This is a genomic window from Natrinema pellirubrum DSM 15624, from assembly GCF_000230735.2.
In the GTDB taxonomy this organism is placed as follows: Archaea; Halobacteriota; Halobacteria; order Halobacteriales; family Natrialbaceae; genus Natrinema; species Natrinema pellirubrum.
The window spans coordinates 1,555,715-1,571,751 of sequence record NC_019962.1 but is presented as its reverse complement, the minus strand read 5'-3'; the positions used below and the strand labels follow the sequence as shown (position 1 = coordinate 1,571,751).

At 63.8% G+C, this 16,037-nt stretch carries 16 protein-coding genes and 1 tRNA gene; 7 read left to right on the top strand and 10 right to left on the bottom strand.

Features of this window, described 5'->3' with window-relative positions; all coding sequences use genetic code 11:
* Nucleotides 1-34 precede the first annotated feature (34 nt).
* Nucleotides 35-1,258, top strand: coding sequence for an IS701-like element ISNpe1 family transposase (locus tag NATPE_RS07665; RefSeq protein ID WP_015298669.1), 1,224 nt, complete (start codon nucleotides 35-37; stop codon nucleotides 1,256-1,258).
* 129 nt (nucleotides 1,259-1,387) lie between these two features.
* Nucleotides 1,388-1,825: a hypothetical protein gene (locus tag NATPE_RS22135; RefSeq protein ID WP_157557351.1), complete on the top strand. Its 438-nt coding sequence runs from the start codon at nucleotides 1,388-1,390 to the stop codon at nucleotides 1,823-1,825.
* Nucleotides 1,826-2,190: 365 nt separating this feature from the next.
* Here NATPE_RS22135 and NATPE_RS07660 read toward each other — a convergent pair.
* Nucleotides 2,191-2,265 (bottom strand) — tRNA-Val (locus NATPE_RS07660).
* Between the two features lie 40 nt (nucleotides 2,266-2,305).
* Complete coding sequence (locus NATPE_RS07655) at nucleotides 2,306-2,581, bottom strand: DUF7553 family protein (protein ID WP_015298881.1); 276 nt, start codon at nucleotides 2,579-2,581, stop codon at nucleotides 2,306-2,308.
* A gap of 135 nt (nucleotides 2,582-2,716) precedes the next feature.
* On the opposite strand from NATPE_RS07655, the gene NATPE_RS07650 reads away from it, so the two are divergent.
* The 3 genes from NATPE_RS07650 to NATPE_RS07640 all read left to right on the top strand — a co-directional run bounded on the left by NATPE_RS07650 (nucleotide 2,717) and on the right by NATPE_RS07640 (nucleotide 5,481).
* The gene (locus NATPE_RS07650; RefSeq protein ID WP_006179298.1) at nucleotides 2,717-4,486 is read left to right on the top strand and encodes an adenine deaminase C-terminal domain-containing protein; all 1,770 of its coding nucleotides are present in this window, start codon (nucleotides 2,717-2,719) and stop codon (nucleotides 4,484-4,486) included.
* Nucleotides 4,487-4,721: 235 nt separating this feature from the next.
* Complete coding sequence (locus NATPE_RS07645; protein WP_006179299.1) at nucleotides 4,722-5,138, top strand: DoxX family protein; 417 nt, start codon at nucleotides 4,722-4,724, stop codon at nucleotides 5,136-5,138.
* Between the two features lie 154 nt (nucleotides 5,139-5,292).
* Nucleotides 5,293-5,481 carry a hypothetical protein gene (locus NATPE_RS07640; RefSeq protein ID WP_006179300.1) on the top strand — a complete coding sequence of 63 codons (189 nt, stop codon included), beginning with the start codon at nucleotides 5,293-5,295 and terminating at the stop codon, nucleotides 5,479-5,481.
* A gap of 106 nt (nucleotides 5,482-5,587) precedes the next feature.
* Here the strand turns inward: NATPE_RS07640 and NATPE_RS07635 are convergent, their stop codons facing one another.
* Nucleotides 5,588-6,121, bottom strand: a complete 534-nt coding sequence (locus NATPE_RS07635) for a cob(I)yrinic acid a,c-diamide adenosyltransferase (RefSeq protein WP_006179301.1) — start codon at nucleotides 6,119-6,121, stop codon at nucleotides 5,588-5,590.
* Nucleotides 6,122-6,213: 92 nt separating this feature from the next.
* On the opposite strand from NATPE_RS07635, the gene NATPE_RS22630 reads away from it, so the two are divergent.
* Nucleotides 6,214-6,390 carry a DUF7838 family putative zinc beta-ribbon protein gene (locus NATPE_RS22630; RefSeq protein ID WP_015298880.1) on the top strand — a complete coding sequence of 59 codons (177 nt, stop codon included), beginning with the start codon at nucleotides 6,214-6,216 and terminating at the stop codon, nucleotides 6,388-6,390.
* A gap of 76 nt (nucleotides 6,391-6,466) precedes the next feature.
* Here the strand turns inward: NATPE_RS22630 and NATPE_RS07630 are convergent, their stop codons facing one another.
* The 4 genes from NATPE_RS07630 to gcvPA form a co-directional block, all read right to left on the bottom strand.
* A complete protein-coding gene (locus tag NATPE_RS07630; RefSeq protein ID WP_006179303.1) occupies nucleotides 6,467-6,901 on the bottom strand; it encodes a hypothetical protein in 435 nt (144 codons plus the stop codon).
* Between the two features lie 2 nt (nucleotides 6,902-6,903).
* A complete protein-coding gene (locus tag NATPE_RS07625) occupies nucleotides 6,904-7,371 on the bottom strand; it encodes a hypothetical protein (RefSeq protein WP_006179304.1) in 468 nt (155 codons plus the stop codon).
* Between the two features lie 192 nt (nucleotides 7,372-7,563).
* Nucleotides 7,564-9,066 (bottom strand): aminomethyl-transferring glycine dehydrogenase subunit GcvPB, encoded by a 1,503-nt coding sequence (gene gcvPB, locus NATPE_RS07620; RefSeq protein WP_006179305.1) that lies wholly within the window; start codon nucleotides 9,064-9,066, stop codon nucleotides 7,564-7,566.
* Nucleotides 9,063-10,400, bottom strand: a complete 1,338-nt coding sequence (gene gcvPA, locus NATPE_RS07615) for an aminomethyl-transferring glycine dehydrogenase subunit GcvPA (RefSeq protein ID WP_006179306.1) — start codon at nucleotides 10,398-10,400, stop codon at nucleotides 9,063-9,065. Before gcvPA ends, gcvPB begins: the two co-directional genes overlap by 4 nt.
* Nucleotides 10,401-10,614: 214 nt before the next feature.
* Here gcvPA and NATPE_RS07610 point away from each other — a divergent pair, with 214 nt between their 5' ends.
* Nucleotides 10,615-11,328 carry a DUF2270 domain-containing protein gene (locus tag NATPE_RS07610; RefSeq protein ID WP_006179307.1) on the top strand — a complete coding sequence of 238 codons (714 nt, stop codon included), beginning with the start codon at nucleotides 10,615-10,617 and terminating at the stop codon, nucleotides 11,326-11,328.
* A 16-nt stretch (nucleotides 11,329-11,344) separates the two neighbouring features.
* Here the strand turns inward: NATPE_RS07610 and NATPE_RS07605 are convergent, their stop codons facing one another.
* The 3 genes from NATPE_RS07605 to NATPE_RS07595 all read right to left on the bottom strand — a co-directional run bounded on the left by NATPE_RS07605 (nucleotide 11,345) and on the right by NATPE_RS07595 (nucleotide 15,923).
* On the bottom strand, nucleotides 11,345-12,460 hold the full coding sequence (locus tag NATPE_RS07605) for an AI-2E family transporter (RefSeq protein ID WP_006179308.1): 1,116 nt from the start codon (nucleotides 12,458-12,460) through the stop codon (nucleotides 11,345-11,347).
* Between the two features lie 73 nt (nucleotides 12,461-12,533).
* Nucleotides 12,534-13,871: a hydroxymethylglutaryl-CoA synthase gene (gene hmgB / locus NATPE_RS07600; protein ID WP_006179309.1), complete on the bottom strand. Its 1,338-nt coding sequence runs from the start codon at nucleotides 13,869-13,871 to the stop codon at nucleotides 12,534-12,536.
* A gap of 147 nt (nucleotides 13,872-14,018) precedes the next feature.
* Nucleotides 14,019-15,923 (bottom strand): hypothetical protein, encoded by a 1,905-nt coding sequence (locus tag NATPE_RS07595; protein ID WP_006179311.1) that lies wholly within the window; start codon nucleotides 15,921-15,923, stop codon nucleotides 14,019-14,021.
* Between the last annotated feature and the right edge of the window lie 114 nt (nucleotides 15,924-16,037).

The window sequence follows — 16,037 nt, the reverse complement described above, 5'->3', positions numbered from 1 at the left end:
AGTAGGAGCGTGACGTAGGCGGTGGCAAAGACGGATGATGCCGATTACGGACTTCTTGTCGTGTACGCGTGCGTTCGACGAGTTCGAGTCGCTGTCTCCAGCACAACGTCATCACGCCAAAACCTACGCCACAGGTCTTGTTGCGGCCAGCAACAAGACCGTGGCGGGCATCGCACGCGAAGTCCTTCCAGCCAACAGCAAACGCGCTCTCAACAAGTTCCTCACCGAGTACGACTGGGACGAACAGCAGTTCAACCACGAACGCCTTGAAGAACTCCAGAAACACGGTGAAACACGCTGGTCAACGGATGGCTACATTATCCTCGACGACACGATCACCGAGAAAGCCGGGGACGAAGTCCCCGGCGTCGGCCACTTCTACGATCACGCCGAAGGTGACACTGTCTGGGGGCAAGACCTCATCTACGCCTTCTACGCTGACGACAAAACCGCTTACCCGCTCACCTTCCGCCTCTACGAAAAGCAAGACGAGGATGACCAAGACCACGACACCAAGTACGACCTCGCCCGCGAGATCATCACCGAACTCGAAGAAGAGGTAGGTGTGCCTGCGAACACCTACCTCTTCGACTCGTGGTTCGCTCACGATTCTGGCCTTCCTGAACACATCGAATCCTACGGCAAGGACTGGATCGGCCCGCTCCGGAGCAATCGACAGGTGACTTACGCCGGCAAAGAGCTCCGCGTCGATGCGCTGGAAGAGCGCATCGACACGGTTGAGCGCGATATTGACGACGAAACCTATCACATCTGGACGAAGAAGCTTCCCGTCTCCCAGTTGGGAGACGTGAAGCTGGTCATCGCAGAGAAAGAGACCGACGGAGACGAAGATAACCCGATCAAGTACCTCGCTACGAACAAGACCGACGCACCAACCGCCCACATCATTCGCTCCTACGGGATGCGCTGGCGCATCGAGACGTTCTTCGAGGACTCGAAGCAGGATCTCGGCTTGGGAGACTGCGAGCTGCAGACTGACGGAGGTGCCAGTCGCCACTGGCACCTCCTGATGGCTGCCTACAGTCTCGTTCGTCTTGATCCCGATTCGAGCGCCTTGGGAACGGTTCGCTCGAAGGCGTCATCGCTTCGAGCGAACCTCGAACACTCCCTGAAGGAAGCCGTCTACAACCTTCTCTCGTGGGTTCGAGACAATGATGACCGCGGTGTTGATGACCTTATGACCGAGATCGATCATCTCTTCGTTCACTCAACAACCGAGGCTAGCGTGCAAAGCTGAGGTCGTAATCAAAGTTCTTTATACCAGAGATTGAGATACTGGAGAGAGGAACGGATACTAGAGTTCCTATCTCAACTCCCATATGTGGTATATTGGGAACGTGATCTTGATCAGAATCCAACCTTAGAGATGAATACTGAAAAAAGAGAAGTCACATTTTCAACTACTCAACGCGGCGCCCCAATATTAGAAAGTCTCAAAAAGATACTTTTTGCATACCATGGATCTGGATTGAAAGAGAAAAAGGAACAAAAATATGATAATGGCGACCAATATGATGCAGTAAAAGTTGATGTCTCTAGTCCTTGGAAAGGTTCTGGAGATAATATTTCTAGGACAATACCGGTTGAAAACTTTGTTCTATCCAAAGTGGAAGATATGATATTTTGTGAGGATTTCAAATGTTCTAATGCAGAATTAGATGGCTCGAGCCTACATTATGAAACCCCAACAGAATCTGGAACTTTCGTTGCAACAAAAGGTCTAAAAGCAAGCTATATTGCAATAGACGAATTCACAGTATCAGTGTTCTATCCATTTTCATCTGATGAAAAGGAATTCGACTAGAGATCGAGAAAGAGGGAACAGTAACATTGAACGTAATCACTAAGAATGAAATAAATTCAGACAAATATTTAGTCTGGTACAGAAATCCACATTATGAATGATTTTTAAATACAATCTGAGATGATAAAATATCCATTCAATGAATGGATTTGAATCGTGAGAACTCGCTTCGCTTGTCCTCTGGGCTCAAATCCATTCGTGCCAATTTTTCCGACGCAACGACGAGGAGCATAGCGACGAGTCCGCGTCGGAAAATGGGTTGGGGCGGATTTGAACCACGGTCGTTCCGCTTCGCTCCACTCCCTGATTCAAATCCGCCAAACGTCACGACTTTGCGCCTCACGAGTTGTTCGGCGCAAAAGTAGTGGGTTGGGGCGGATTTGAACCGCCGGCTTCCTCCGTGTGAAGGAGGTATCATAACCGGACTAGATCACCAACCCGCACGAGGCCCTTCCCGTGCGTCTGACTTAAGACTTCCTTTCAGCGGTCGTCGGCGTCGCTCGAGCGACCCCCACCAACGCGCCCACGCACGTCACCAGCGACCCCACGAACCCGATGGGCCGCACGCCGCTCGAGGCCGAGCGCATCCGCCTGCACCGCCTCGAGCCGGCTCGGCTCGGGCTCGTCTTCGACCGCGAGCCCGAGTCGTGATCGGACGCGATCGACGTGGGGGCCGAGCGTTTCCGCAACGCCCAGACGGGCGTGTTCGGCGGCGCGAGCGAGGTAATACCGGCTGTCGTGGAAGTGGTTGTTCATTGGTTCTCTTTTGTAGAAAGGTTAGCTGAGTATATAGTCCTATCGTAGAGGACGAATTTCAACGCCGCTCCCGCGGGCGATTGCGACCTAACACGCGATCGATTGACATACGTCACTCCGTGAGAATTCCCGGCTATGAACGAGTTCCAGTCGGTCGCGCTCGAGCGCGAGGGGGCGACCGCCGACCTGATCGTCGAGGGCGGGCAGGTGTACTGCTCGAACCGCCGCGAATTTCTCGACCGCGATGTCGCGATCGTCGGCGACAGGATCGCCGCCCTGCTCGCGGACGCCGAGTCGGTCACCGGCCCGGAGACGACGGTCGTCTCGGCGGCCGACAGCGTCGTCCTCCCGGGGCTGATCGACGCCCACACCCACGCCGACATCCAGTTGCTGTTCGACCGCGAAGTGCCCTACCTGCTCGCGTCGGGAACCACCTCGATCGTCACCGAGAGTTCCGGCCTCGGGCTGCTCTTTGGCAGCCGCGGCGTCGAAACCTTCCTCGAGCGGACTGCCGATGCCCCGGTCTCGGCCTACGTCTCCCTGCCGCCACAGGACTTCGTCGACACCTTCGAACCCGCGACGGGGACGCCGGCCGAACTCGAGGCACTCTCGGATCTGCTGGATCACGAGCGGGTCGTCGGCGTCGGCGAGATCGACTGGATCCACGTCGTCGGCCGCGACGCGCCGCTCGAGGACCTCTACGAGCGCACCCGCGAGCGCGATCTCCCGATCGTCGGCCACGGCGCGGGCTGTCGGGGCGCGTCGCTGCGGGCGTTCGCGACCGTCGTCGACAACGACCACGAGGCGATTTCGGCCGACGGGATCCGCGAGCGCGCCGCCAACGGGATCCACGTCGTCGGCCGCTCCGGCTCGATCCGGGACGACCTGCCGGCGCTGATCGAGGCCGTCCCGGACCTCGACTCGCGGAGCGTCTCGCTGTCGACCGACGGCGTCTGGCCCGGCGACCTGCTCGAGGGCTTTGGCATGGCCGAAATCGTCCGCCGGCTGATCGACGCCGGGATCGAACCCGCCGACGCGATCGACGCCGCGAGCCGGAACACCGCGGCCCACTTCGGACTCGCGGACCGGGGCGTCGTCGAACCGGGTGCCGTCGCCGACCTCCTCGTCGTCGACGACCTCGAGTCGATGGCCGTCGAGACGGTCCTCTCCGAGGGCGAGGTCGTCGTCGCCGATGGTGACCCGCTCGTCGAGGCCAGGACCGATCCCTATCCCGACTACGTCTACGACACGATCTCGGTCGATGTCTCGGCCGAGCGCTTCACCGCGCCGCTCGAGGCCGCGCCCGAGGGCCGTGTCCGCGCGATGGCGGTCGACCGCGGGCTCGTGACGACCGAAACGACCGCCGATGCCGCCGTCGTCGACGGACCGGACGGCTCGAGCCGCCGGCTCGGTCCCGACCCCGCCACCGACGTCCTCACCGCGACGATCATCGATCGCGACCCGGCGACCGAGGAGCGGGACTTTACCGGCTTCCTCACGGGCTTCGGCCTCGAGTCGGGCGCGCTCGCTACCTCGGCCGTCTGGGAGGCGACCGGGCTAGTGACCGTCGCCGCGGATACCGATGACGCCGTCGTCGCCGCCGACCGCGTCGCCTCGATGGGCGGCGGGATCGCAATCGCCCGCGACGGCGAGGTGGTCGCCGACCTCGCCATGCCGGTCGCCGGGGCCGCCGCCGACCTCCCGCCCGAGCAGTTCGCCGCGGAGTTCGAGGCACTCGAGGACGCCCTCCGCGGGGCCGGCGTCGACATCGACCGGCCGCTGTTGACCGCGCAAACGCTGACGTTCCCCGGCGTTCCGACGCTGAAGCTCACGGCGTCGGGCTACGCCGACGTGTTGGGTCAGTCCGTCGTCGGCCTCGAGCCGGCGACGAACACCGACGACTGAGCCGCGCGATCGCGCTTCGGTCCCCACCGGCCGAACCGACCCCGTTCTCGGACCACATCTAACATCATAACTCCGCCAATAACCGGCGTTTCACCCGGTAACACTCCCGTTAGCGAGAATATAACCGGTTCTGGAACGAACCGAGTATCGTCATGCAACGACGAACGCGGAACGCGGATCGAACTGACTCACGACCGATCGGACCGGCTGGCGCGGCCCCGGAGGTGAGCCGCTGATGGCCTTCGAGAGCGGCCTCGCTGCCGTCGTGTTGCTCGTCGGCCGACTGCTGTTCGGCGGGCTGGTCATCTACCAGGGGATCAACCACTTCCTCGCACCGGACGCGATGGCCGGCTACGCCGAGGCGAAGGGCGTGCCCGCCCCCAAGTTAGGCGTCATCGCCTCGGGCGTCGTCCTCGTTCTCGGTGGTCTCGGTCTCGTCCTCGGCGTCTACCCCGTCGTCGCGGCGGGGGCGCTGGCTGTCTTCTTCCTCGTCGCGACGCCGCTCATGCACGACTTCTGGGCGGTTCCCGACGACCAGAGACAGAACGAGATGAACCACTTCACCAAGAACGTCGAACTGTTCGCCGCGTCGCTGCTCGTGCTGGTGCTGGCGAGCCAGCCGTGGGGCTACGCGCTGAACGTCGGTCTCTGAGTCGGCTTCTCCTCAAACGACATTCGCGGCCGTACGCGCCGCTTACTGCCCGCGATCTCGTCGCTGAGTCGTCGGCTCGAGCGATGGGGTCCGACCCGGACCACCAACGTGGTTCGGCGAACGGTTCAAGCGGCTCGTCGCCGACCGGTCTCGTATGGCAACGAACGAAACGACCGCGGGGGCCGCCGAGACGAAGCAGTTCCTCGTGACCTGTGACAGCTGTGCCTACGAGCGGTCGGCGACGGGCCGTGCCGAAGCGACCCGACTCGGCACCGATCATCACCGGGAAACCGGTCACGACCCCGTCGCCCTCGAGGTCCCGGCATCGGCCGCCGGCCCGTAATCCGGACCCCGCCGGTAATACGGATCGCACCCGCGCCGTCGCTCGAGTACTGCGTGTGGCGGTCGCTCTCGTCGTGTCCTCGAGCGACGGAAAACACCGATTCGGGTCAGTACTCCGGCGATTCTTCGGGTTCGCCGTCGCGGGCGTTGACGACGCGCGCGATCGTGAACAGGCCGTCCGAGAGCCGGTTGAGATACTGCACCGCGTCCTCGTTGATCTGTTCCTCGCCAGCGAGCGCGACCGCGCGGCGCTCGGCGCGCCGACAGACCGTGCGGGCGTGATGGAGCGCGGCCCCATCGTCGCTGCCGGTCGGCAGGACGAAGGAAGTCAGCGGCTCGAGTTCCTCGTCGTAGGCATCGATCCAATCCTCGACGGTCTCGACGTGGTCGGGCCGGATCGCGGGGTCGTCTTCGTCGGGGTCGGGATTGGCGAAGTCCGCCTGCACGATGTGGAGGTGGTTCTGGATCGCCGACAGGTGGTCGTTGACGTCGTCGTAGTCGGTCGGACGGATCGTCCCGAGCAAGGCGTTGAGTTCGTCGACGGTCCCGTAGGCCTCGATTCGGGCGCTCGCCTTCGAGACGCGGCTCATGTCGCGGAGGTCTGTCTCCCCGTCGTCACCGCGGCCGGTGTAGATCGACATGACTGGACCGACGGACGGCCACCACTTAATTTCCGCGTCGAACGCACGCCGGAACCAGTACGTTAAACTCGCTCGATCCGCTATCGCCGCGTATGGCTATGGAACTCGACCACGAGTGCCCCGACTGCGGGGGCGAGAAGACCTTCTACCGCGCCGCCAGCACGTCGCTGCACCTCGGCGAAAAGGTCAAGTGGCACTGCCCGGACTGTGACTACGGCTTCGTCCGGATCGGCGACAACGGCACCGCCGTCGACTCGAGTACGGCGTAGACGCAGCCTGCTTCTCCGAGCGTCGTTCGCGGCCGGAGGCCCCGTCCGAACGGGTCCGACGCCCGCACTCTCCGAGTCAATCGTCCTCGTGCGCCTCTCTCACCTGCTGTGCGAACCCCTTGTCCGCAGTGCTGTCAGTCGGACGATCAGAGGCCTCTGACGGTCGTTCGGCGTCGGATCGCGGCCCGGTCGCTCCGTTCGTCACGGCGTCGTCCCCCGTCCAGTCCGAATCGGCCGTCGATGGTTCCGGCCCTCGATCGGCGGTCGAACCGCTCCGTCTCAGTAACCAGCCGCCGGCGACCGTGCCGATCAGCCCGAAGAGGATGGTCGGGCCCTTGCTCGAGTTCGGGGTTTCGTACGTCGACTCGACGCAGTCCTGCCCGTACCCCATGGGATCGTCGTAACAACTGGTACTCGTCGTCGTCGTCGTACTCGGCATAGCGAGGCCCCCGAGAAGGAAGAGAAGTCCGACGACGAGGACGACACCGCCGAGGAGTTTGGTACCGTTCATCGTTACGGAAGGAGGAGGAACGGCATGATCATCACGAAGAACATGAACACGGCCAGTACCGTCAGAACCACCTTGAGCGTGTCGTGACCGCTCGTCAGGTCGTCGAGGCGCTGTACCTCCTTGCTTCGGTACTCCTCGTCGAAGGTCTTGAGAACGTGGTCGACGGGATCGCCGCGGATCCGTTCGAGTTCGGTGAGGAACCGCGACTTGTACTGTTCGGGGTCGGCGGTCACGTTCATCTCAACCTCCTTTTCCGCCCGGACGGTGATCATCGTCTCGGCGGCCGACGGTTGGTTCTCGGGAATCTCGATGATGACCGTTTCGCCGTAGCTCGTGACGCGTGACCCGGTTTTACCGATGATCCGGTGACCGTCGTCGAAGTAGCTCTCGATCCCCCGCGTGCGTTCGAAGGCGGCTTTGATCAACGTCTTCGCATCGTCTCTCGTGTAGTCCAGTGAGAGGGAGGTCATGCCGTAGTGGATTCGTGACTCTATGTATACCTTTTTCGATACAGTAAGAAATCTGCTATTCGAAAAACGCTTAGAGAATAGATAAACTTCCGATATGTGTGAATATCGCGTCATACTGTCGTGTGGCGGATACCAGTCCGTGGTCGAGCGGCATCCGATATCGAAAACCGGCCACCGAACGGACCGTTCGTCTCAGGACTCGTCCTCGAGGTGGTGCCACGACAGCCGCGGGCTCCGCGCGGCACTCGTTTGATCGATCCGGCGTGCTGTCGTGCGTTCCGGCGCGGCCTCGAGCGTCGCGTCGTCCTCGCCGGCGACGGCGTTGAACGCGGCGGCGAGCCGGTCCAGAGTGTCCTTGCTCTCGACCTCCGTGGGTTCGGTCATCAGGGCCTCAGGGACGATCTCGGGCCACTTGGTCGTCGGCGGGTGGACGCCGTAGTCGAGCATCCGCTTTGCGACGTCGGCGGCGTCCTGCTCGCCGGCGCTGGCGACGAACTCGTGGTGGAAGGGGCCGTAGGGAACGTCGTACTCGATGCGCTCCGCGAGGTAGTTCGCGTTCAGTACGGCCGAGGCGCTGGCGTCGGCCAGCCCCTCGTCGCCCAGCCGCGCGATGTAGGCGAAGGCCTTGAGCAACACCAGCCAGTTGCCGTGGAAGCCGTGGACCTTCCCGATGGTGTGTTCGGGCTCGAACAGTTCATAGCGGGGCTCGCTGCCCGTCGACTCGGCCTCGCACTGTCGGACGCGGGGCGCGGGCAGGAACGGCGCGAGGTCGTCGACGACGCCGACCGGCCCCGCACCCGGCCCGCCGCCGCCGTGGGGCGTCGCGAACGTCTTGTGGACATTGTAGTGCATCACGTCAAAGCCCATGTCGCCCGGCCGCGCACGGCCGAGCAGGGCGTTCAGGTTCGCCCCGTCGTAGTAGAGCAGTCCGCCCGCGTCGTGGACCAGCTCGGCGATCTCGGTGATGTCGCGCTCGAACAGCCCGAGCGTGTTGGGGTTCGTGAGCATGAGCGCCGCCGTGTTCTCCGAGAGGGCGGCCTCGAGCGCCTCGAGGTCGACCCGCCCTTCGTCGTCGCTGGGCAGGGAAACGACGTCGTAGCCGCCTAGGGCGGCGGTCGCGAAGTTGGTGCCGTGGGCGCTCTCGGGGACGATGACCTCGTCGCGGTGGCCCTCGCCGTTGTGTTCGTGGTAGGCCGCCGCGACGCGAATGCCGACGAACTCGCCGGCGGCCCCGGCGGGCGGCTGCAGCGTCACCGCGTCCATGCCGCCGATCCGGCCGAGGTAGTCCTGCAGGCGATAGAGCAGTTCCAGATTGCCCTGTACCGACCCCTCGGAGCGGTCGGGATGAACCGCGGCCGACGGCAGCGCGGCCACGTCCTCGGTGAATTTCGGGTTGTACTTCATCGTACACGAGCCAAGCGGGTAGGGACCGCTGTCGATCCCGTAGATCATCTGGGAGAGCCGCGTGTAGTGACGCGCCAGTTCGGGTTCGGAGAGTTCCGGTAGCTCGAGGGAGTTACGGGTGAGGTCGTCGGGCAGCGGCGAGCCGTCCCCGGTGCCGCTGTCGCCATCACCGCCGCCGATCTCGACCCGCGTCAGGTCCTTTGCCGAGAGCAGCGGCTCGTACTCGCCGTTCTCGACGTAGCGGGCCTGATCGTACCGGACCTGTTCGTCGGCCGGTCGCTCGTCGCTCATCGAACCACCCCCTCGAGCGCCGCGACGAAGCGATCCAGTCGCTCGTCGGGGACGCCGGCGACACAGACCTGGATCTCGTGGTCGCCGACGACGTGGACCGCAAAGCCCCGTTTCTCGAGGTCCGATGCGACGGCGCGGGCGGGCTGGTCGACACGGGCGACGAACTCCCGGAGGTGGTGGCGGTCGTGGACCGGCGCTTTGACGCCGACGATCTCGTCGAGTCGGGCCGCGAGATCACGCGCGCGTCGGACGTCGCGCTCCGCGAGGTCGACCATGCCGCTCGGGCCGAGGACGGCAGCGTGCATCGCGGTCCGGAGCGCGACCCAGGCCTGATTCGTACAGATGTTGCTCGTGGCTCGCTCCCGACGGATGTGCTGTTCGCGGGTCTGGAGCGTCAGCGTGTACGCCCGACGGTCGGTCGCGTCCTCGCTGGCCCCGACCAGCCGACCGGGAACTTGCCGGAGGTAGTCCTCCCGCGTTGCGAACAGGCCCAGTCCCATCCCGTAGCTCGTCGGGAGCCCCAGGACGCTGGCGTCGCCGATGACGACGTCCGCGCCGACGTCGGCGGGGCGCTCGAGCAGGGAGAGCGCGATCGGGTCCGAGCCCAGGACGAAGAGGGCGTCGGTGGACTCGGCGAGGTCGCCGACGGCCTCGAGCCGTTCCTCGATCGTTCCCCGTACCGTGGGGTTCTCGGCGTAGATCATGACGACCTCCTCGTCGGCGGCGGCCTCGAGCCCAGCGAGGTCGACGGTCCCGTCCTCGACGGGGTAGGACTCGACCACGAGATCGGTACCGGCGACGTAGTTCTCGAGGGTGCTTCGGCGCTCCTCGCGGAGCAGTTCGGGGACGAGGACACGGTGGCCCGTGGTGTCGCGGATGCGGTCGGCCAGCGTCGCGGCCTCGCCCAGCGCCGTCGCGGCGTCGTACATCGAACAGTTCGCGATCGGGAGCCCGGTCAGCTCGACCAACAGCGACTGGTACTCGAACAGGGCCTGCAGAAACCCCTGAGAGACCTCCGGCTGGTACTGCGTGTAGGAGGTCAGAAACTCCGAGCGGTCCGCGAGGTGATCGACCAGCGACGGCACGTAGTAGCCGTAGTGGCCCCGTCCGAGCAGTTCGGTCACCTCGTCGTTGCGGGCCAGCAGCGAGCGTACCAGCCGCCGCGTTTCCCGTTCCGATCGCGCGTCGATGTCGAAGCGCCCGTCAAACGCGACCTCGTCCGGAACGTCGAAGAGGTCCTCGACGGAGTCCGCGCCGACCGCCTCGAGCATCGCCGTGCGGTCCTCCTCCGTGTGGGGAGCGTAGGGGCTCCCCGTAGCGTGTGATCCGTGCATAGCTAGCCGTGGTCCCGGTCGATCGACCCGATCGGTCGCTCCCTGCAGCGCCGGCGGCGTTCGATCCGAGACACGATACTGGTCTCTAGCGGAGGGGGCATAATGAACGCACCCGTTTCGGTGCGATCGACGGTGATCGCGGCCGCGCTCGCCGTCCCGGCCCCTGCAGTCGCCACACGGGCGACTATACGCGGCGGTGCTGTCGAGAGGTGCCATGACCGACAGCGACGATGCCGACGGAGGCGGCCCGCTCGACCGCGACGACCAGGAGATCGGCGCGGCGGTCGCGAACGAATCCGAGTTCCTGCTCGACGTCCTGCCGCACTTCTACCGCGGCGAAGTCAGTCAGGCCAACAGCGCGCAGGACCGGATCGACCGGACGACAGACTGGGCGATCACGCTGCTCGCCGCCGTCCTTTCGATCGTCTTCTCGAGCCGGAATATGCCCGCGTTCCTGCTCCTGATCGGGATCTTCGTCCTGTCGATCTTCCTGTTCTTCGAGGTGCGCCGGTACCGGTTCTACGACCACTGGCGCGCCCGCGTTCGGTTCGTTCAGGAGAACGTATTCGCGAACGCCCTAGAGCCGACCGGGGTCGAACACCCGGCCTGGCGTGAGGAACTGAGCGACGACCTCCGAAACCCGACGTTCAAGGTCTCGGTTCGAGAGACCCTGTCCCGTCGCATTCGGCGCGTATACGGGCTCCTGTTTACCGTCGCCGGGATCGGATGGGTCTTCAAAATCACGCTGTTCACCCCGGAACAGCAGTGGACGGAAGCCGCCGAACTGCCGGGGGTCCACGGCGCGCTCGTCGCGGCCGCCCTCGTCCTGTTTTTCGCGGCCGTGTTCGCGATCGCCCTGTGGCCCAACGACCGGGAGGCGAAAGGCGAGATCCACGGCGTCGAACCGGGCGACTGGAAGAACGACTGAATCGGCCGCCGACCGATCAGGAATCATCGTCCGTGCCGCTCGAGTCGGCTTCCCCCTCGGAGTCGGTGACTAGCCCGCCGGCGTCGGGTGCGGCCCCGTCGATGGGGTCGTCCGTTCGGGCTCGCGCGAAACAGTCGAGGGTGAGTTTCGCCCCGCCGAGGACGACGGGTCCGATGAAAAGGCCCACGGCACCGAAGACGATGAGGCCGCCGAAGATGCCGACGACCACGATCGCGGAGTTGAAGGCACTTGACCGGCCGATCAGCGCGGGCCGGAGGTACGAATCCGAGAACGTGACGACCAGCCCGTAGACGAACATCGCGACGCCGGCGCTCAGTCGCCCCGTCGCGACCAGGTAGATGGTCGCCGGGATCCAGATCCCGAAGGCTCCGACCAACGGAAGCAGCGTCAGGATGAACGTCGCGACGGTCAGGAAGATAACGGCCGGAACGCCGGCGATCAGCAGTCCGACGCCGAGCATCACCGCCTGAACGGCTGCGACGGCGACGTTTCCGACGACCGACGCCCACATCAGCCGGTCCAGCCCGGTCTCGAGTTCGTCGAGGACGTCGTCCTCGATCGGCAACACCCACCGGAGCCACGAGACAAGCCGATCCCCGTCACGCAACAGGGCAAAGAGAACGAACAGCGTGACAGTCAGTCCGATGAACATACTCGGCAGACTGCCCAAGAGTGCGATCGCCCCGTTCGTGACCTCCTGAACGGCCGTCGCGATTCGGTCTTGGTTCGACTCGTACAGCGCGACGAGATCGACGGCATACCCATTGCTCTCGAGCATGGACTCGATCATCTCGACGTCGATCTCTCCTTGCCTGATCGACCGGACGAGTCGGAGCGACTGGCCGACAGCGAGCGAGAGGACGTAGATCAGGGGCAACAACACGACGAGCAGGGTCGCCGCCACGACCGCAAGCGCCGCGATCGTCGGCCTGACGTAGGCCTCGAGGCGTCGCTGAACCGGCAACAGGATGTACGCGAGGACGACGCCGAAGAGGACGTACTGGAGATACGGCAGCAGAACGAACAGTGCGAGGAGGACACTCGCCAGTGCGAGCGCGGTCAATCCCGGCCGCTCGACGAGCCATCCTGGGGGGTCGGGACTGTCGGGCATATACGCGTGTGCGACAGCCCGTCAAATTAGTCTGCTGATACGACATCCGAGCGACAGGCCGAAACCGGCGTCGCTACTCGACGTACCGGTACTTCCGCTCGCCCATGCGACCCCAGCCGTCGAAGACGAACTCCTCGTCGGGGGTGGTGAACTCCTCGACGTCGACGTCCATTTCGTGGTTGTGGGCGTCGTGGATCTCCTCGTAGTCGTCCCACGACATCTCGTAGCGGTCGGAGAGCTGTTCGTCGATGTTGAGGGCCTCGATCTCTTCGACCCAGCCGTCACGGACCGTCTCGGAGTGGATCTCCGCCTGCGCACCGCTGCCGTAGGACCCGATGAGCAACTTCTCGCCGACCATCTCGCGGTCGTTCTCGAGCGCATGTTTGAGCGCGCTCGCGCGGGCGACGTGGACCGAGCCGGTGTACCAGTTGCCGACCTCGCGGGAGATCGTCAGCGTCGGATCGATCGTGGCGTCGTACCACGTCGCGTAGCGGTCGGTGTCTTTCAGGGCGTCCATGTACTCCCGGAGCGCGTCACGGTACTCGTCGTCGGAGTCGAACGCCTCGGGACGGGGCTGGCGACCGATCTCCTCGGCCAGTTCGTCCTCGACCGCCGTGTTCCGCGTGACGTGACGGAACGCGAGCAGGGCGGCCTTCCGGACCATGCCCGGGAAGGGGGTGTGGAACGGCGCGTAGGCGAAGTCCTCCTCGTGGACCTCGCCGGCGACGCTCTCGAAGTCCTCGAGGGCCTCGCGCATCCGCGCGAGATAGACCTGCACGGAGCGTTTGCCGTCGACGCTCGGGAACTGCTGGTTGGGCTTTAAGAAGTCGGTCTCGTCGGCCGAGCCGTAGCCCTGCTCGGCGGAGAGTTCGACGAGGTTCGGATCCTCGCTGATGAGCATCGCGACGGCACCGGCACCCTGGGTCGCCTCGCCGTCGTCGCCGCGGGCGTACAGCGCGGTGTCGGTCGCGATGACAAGCGCCGAACGGCCGCGGTTGCGGCCCGCTCGGATCCAGTTGTACGCGTCGTCCAGGCTCTGGGTCCCCGCGATACAGGCGAACTTCCGCTCGCCCTTGTTCGCGTGGTGGAAGTCGCCTTCGTAGACCTGCTCGAGGCAGCCAGCGACGTACGTCGAAACCGGCTTCGAGTTATCGAACGCGCTCTCGGTCGCGACGTCGATGCGGCCGATATCGTCGGGCTCGAGGCCTTTGCGCTCCATTAGCCGGTGAGCGGCGTTGGCCCCCATCGTGACGATGTCCTCGTAACTGTCGGGGAAGGAACTGGCGTTCAGTCCGAGTCCTTTCGTGTACTTTTCCGGATCTTCGCCCTTCTCAGGGGCGAACGTGCCCGGAAGGTCGAGTTTGAGGTTACCCGTCCAGATCTCGACGGCGTCGATGCCGACTGCAGTCATACTTTCTCAATGTAGGTGACGGTACAAGATATTGTCGTTCGTCGTTTCGACGATTGTCGAACCAACTGCTATGTTCCGTGGTATCTTTCCACATAATAACCGTCTCGGAACCGCGAGACGTCAGGGCTGGCATTTCGATGTCATCGATCACCAGGTCCATCCAACCGCAGGCGTCCCACGCACGTCGACACCGTTTGGCGAGAAGTCGAACGCTCCCGGATCGTCACCGCGCCGGAACTCCGCCCCGTCGACGAAGAGCGTGTTCGAGCCGCCATTGAGTTCTCCCGACATTGTGCTGAATCGATCGACATCGATCGAAATCCGTTCAATCGTCATATCACCGTTCGACTCGAGGGCGACCCCCTGGCCGATTCTAGTCGATTCGAGATCGGCAGCCGTCGCGTCGAGCGTTGCGCCTGCCGTGATCGATACCGTACCCTCTGTCTGCACGATCGCACGGCGAAGCGCGACACTGCCATCGCCGGAGACAGTGATCGATCCGTAGCTCGCGTCGGTCGCATCGAGCGTTGCGTCGTCGGCGGTGATCGAACCGGAAGCATCCACGTCGATCCCGCCGCTGGAACGAACCGTTCCGCTCGAGAGATCCGTCTCGCCGGTCGCATCCAGCGTGACGCTCTGTCCGGTTCCTGCGGTCGTATCGAGCGTGCCCGCAACCGCTAACTCGCCGCTGTTCGTCGTCATTCGAATCCCGCCGTTCCGCGTCTCCAACGTCGCATCCTCCTCGACGGTGAGCTGTTCTGCGGTGAGATCCATCCCGTTCGCCGAGAACGCGTCGCCAACGACGATCAACGATCCGGGCACGTCGACGCTTTCGAGGTCGGATTCCGTGTACGTCGGTTCGCCATCGTTGTAGACGCCGTCGTCGTTCCGGTCGTGGTAGGCGACGCTCCCTTCGGGGAGGGAAGCCTCCGCCGACTCGACCGCGACGGTCACGTCGAGCGCGTCACCCGCACCGCCGCTCGAGGCGAACAGCGTTGTGGTCCCGTTCGACCGCGCTTCGAGGGCAGTCTCGTGGACGCCATCCTGAATCGTCCCACGTCCCGGAACGAGTCCGGCGATCTCGTTGTTCCCGACGGCGTACTCCACGTCTGCATCGTCGACGGCCGGTGCGGTCTCGACAGACGCTTGTATCGTGTCTCCCGCAGTGGCCGCAGTGAACGTACAGCTCTCGTCCGTGCAAGAAGCGTGTTCCTCGTCGTTGATTCGATCCGTGTCCCACCGAACGTCGTACGCACCGCTCGAATTGGTGTCCTCAGCAGTCACTCGGCTGATATCGAACTCATCGGGCCCGTCGTCGCGTCCGTCGCCGACTCCGACGCGAGCCATCCGGAGTTCGTACTCCATGTCACCCTCGAGTTCGACTCTTAGCTGACCGTCTGCGTAGCCGGTGACCCTCGCGTGTTCCGCCCCGGAGCCTGCCCCGAACTCAGTCCCGATCGATTCGTTCCACGCGTTCGGCGACGATGTCGGAACCGTGATCGTAATATTGTCGCCGTCGTCTTCGAGAGAGATCGGATCAGTAGGTCCACTCAGGATCCTGGTATCGACGGCTGTCGAGCCTCTCGAGGACGTCGACAGGTTGCCCTCGACGAGGACGATCGTGAGCCGGTTGCCGTCGACCAGGGGCTGTTCGGTGAGCGCGACCGACGTGCCGGTGAATTCGTTGAACGCGAATCCGTGTTCGATCCGGGTCGTCGGTGCGTCACGGTACTCGTTGTACGACGGCTCGTAGCTGAGCGTCCGCGTCTCGAAGTCCTCCTCCAGAAACTCGTCTGCAGTCGTTGTGTATCTGCCGTTGAATTCGGCGTTGTCGATACCGACGGCTCCGGTCTCACTCGTTCGAAGCGTCCCCGTCGGGTCCGGTGGATTCGTCAGAAAGGTTCGGGTCGGATACTGGGTCCCGAGGGTTACCGAAATCGAGGTTGTACCACCCGTAGTCCCGGCGTTTTTGATCGCGTTTCGGAGTTCTTGCATCTCGCCGTGGACCTGCCGGTTGTGGTCTATTTCGACCGCCTGGTTCTCCGCCGGCACGGCGTTGACCTGATAGTACGTGTTTAGCCCCGTCTGATTTCGTCACTGTCTCGTAGGTGGTGGCCTGTGACAGATACATGGTCTGTCAGCAGGGAGTCAGTCTACATTCTCAGG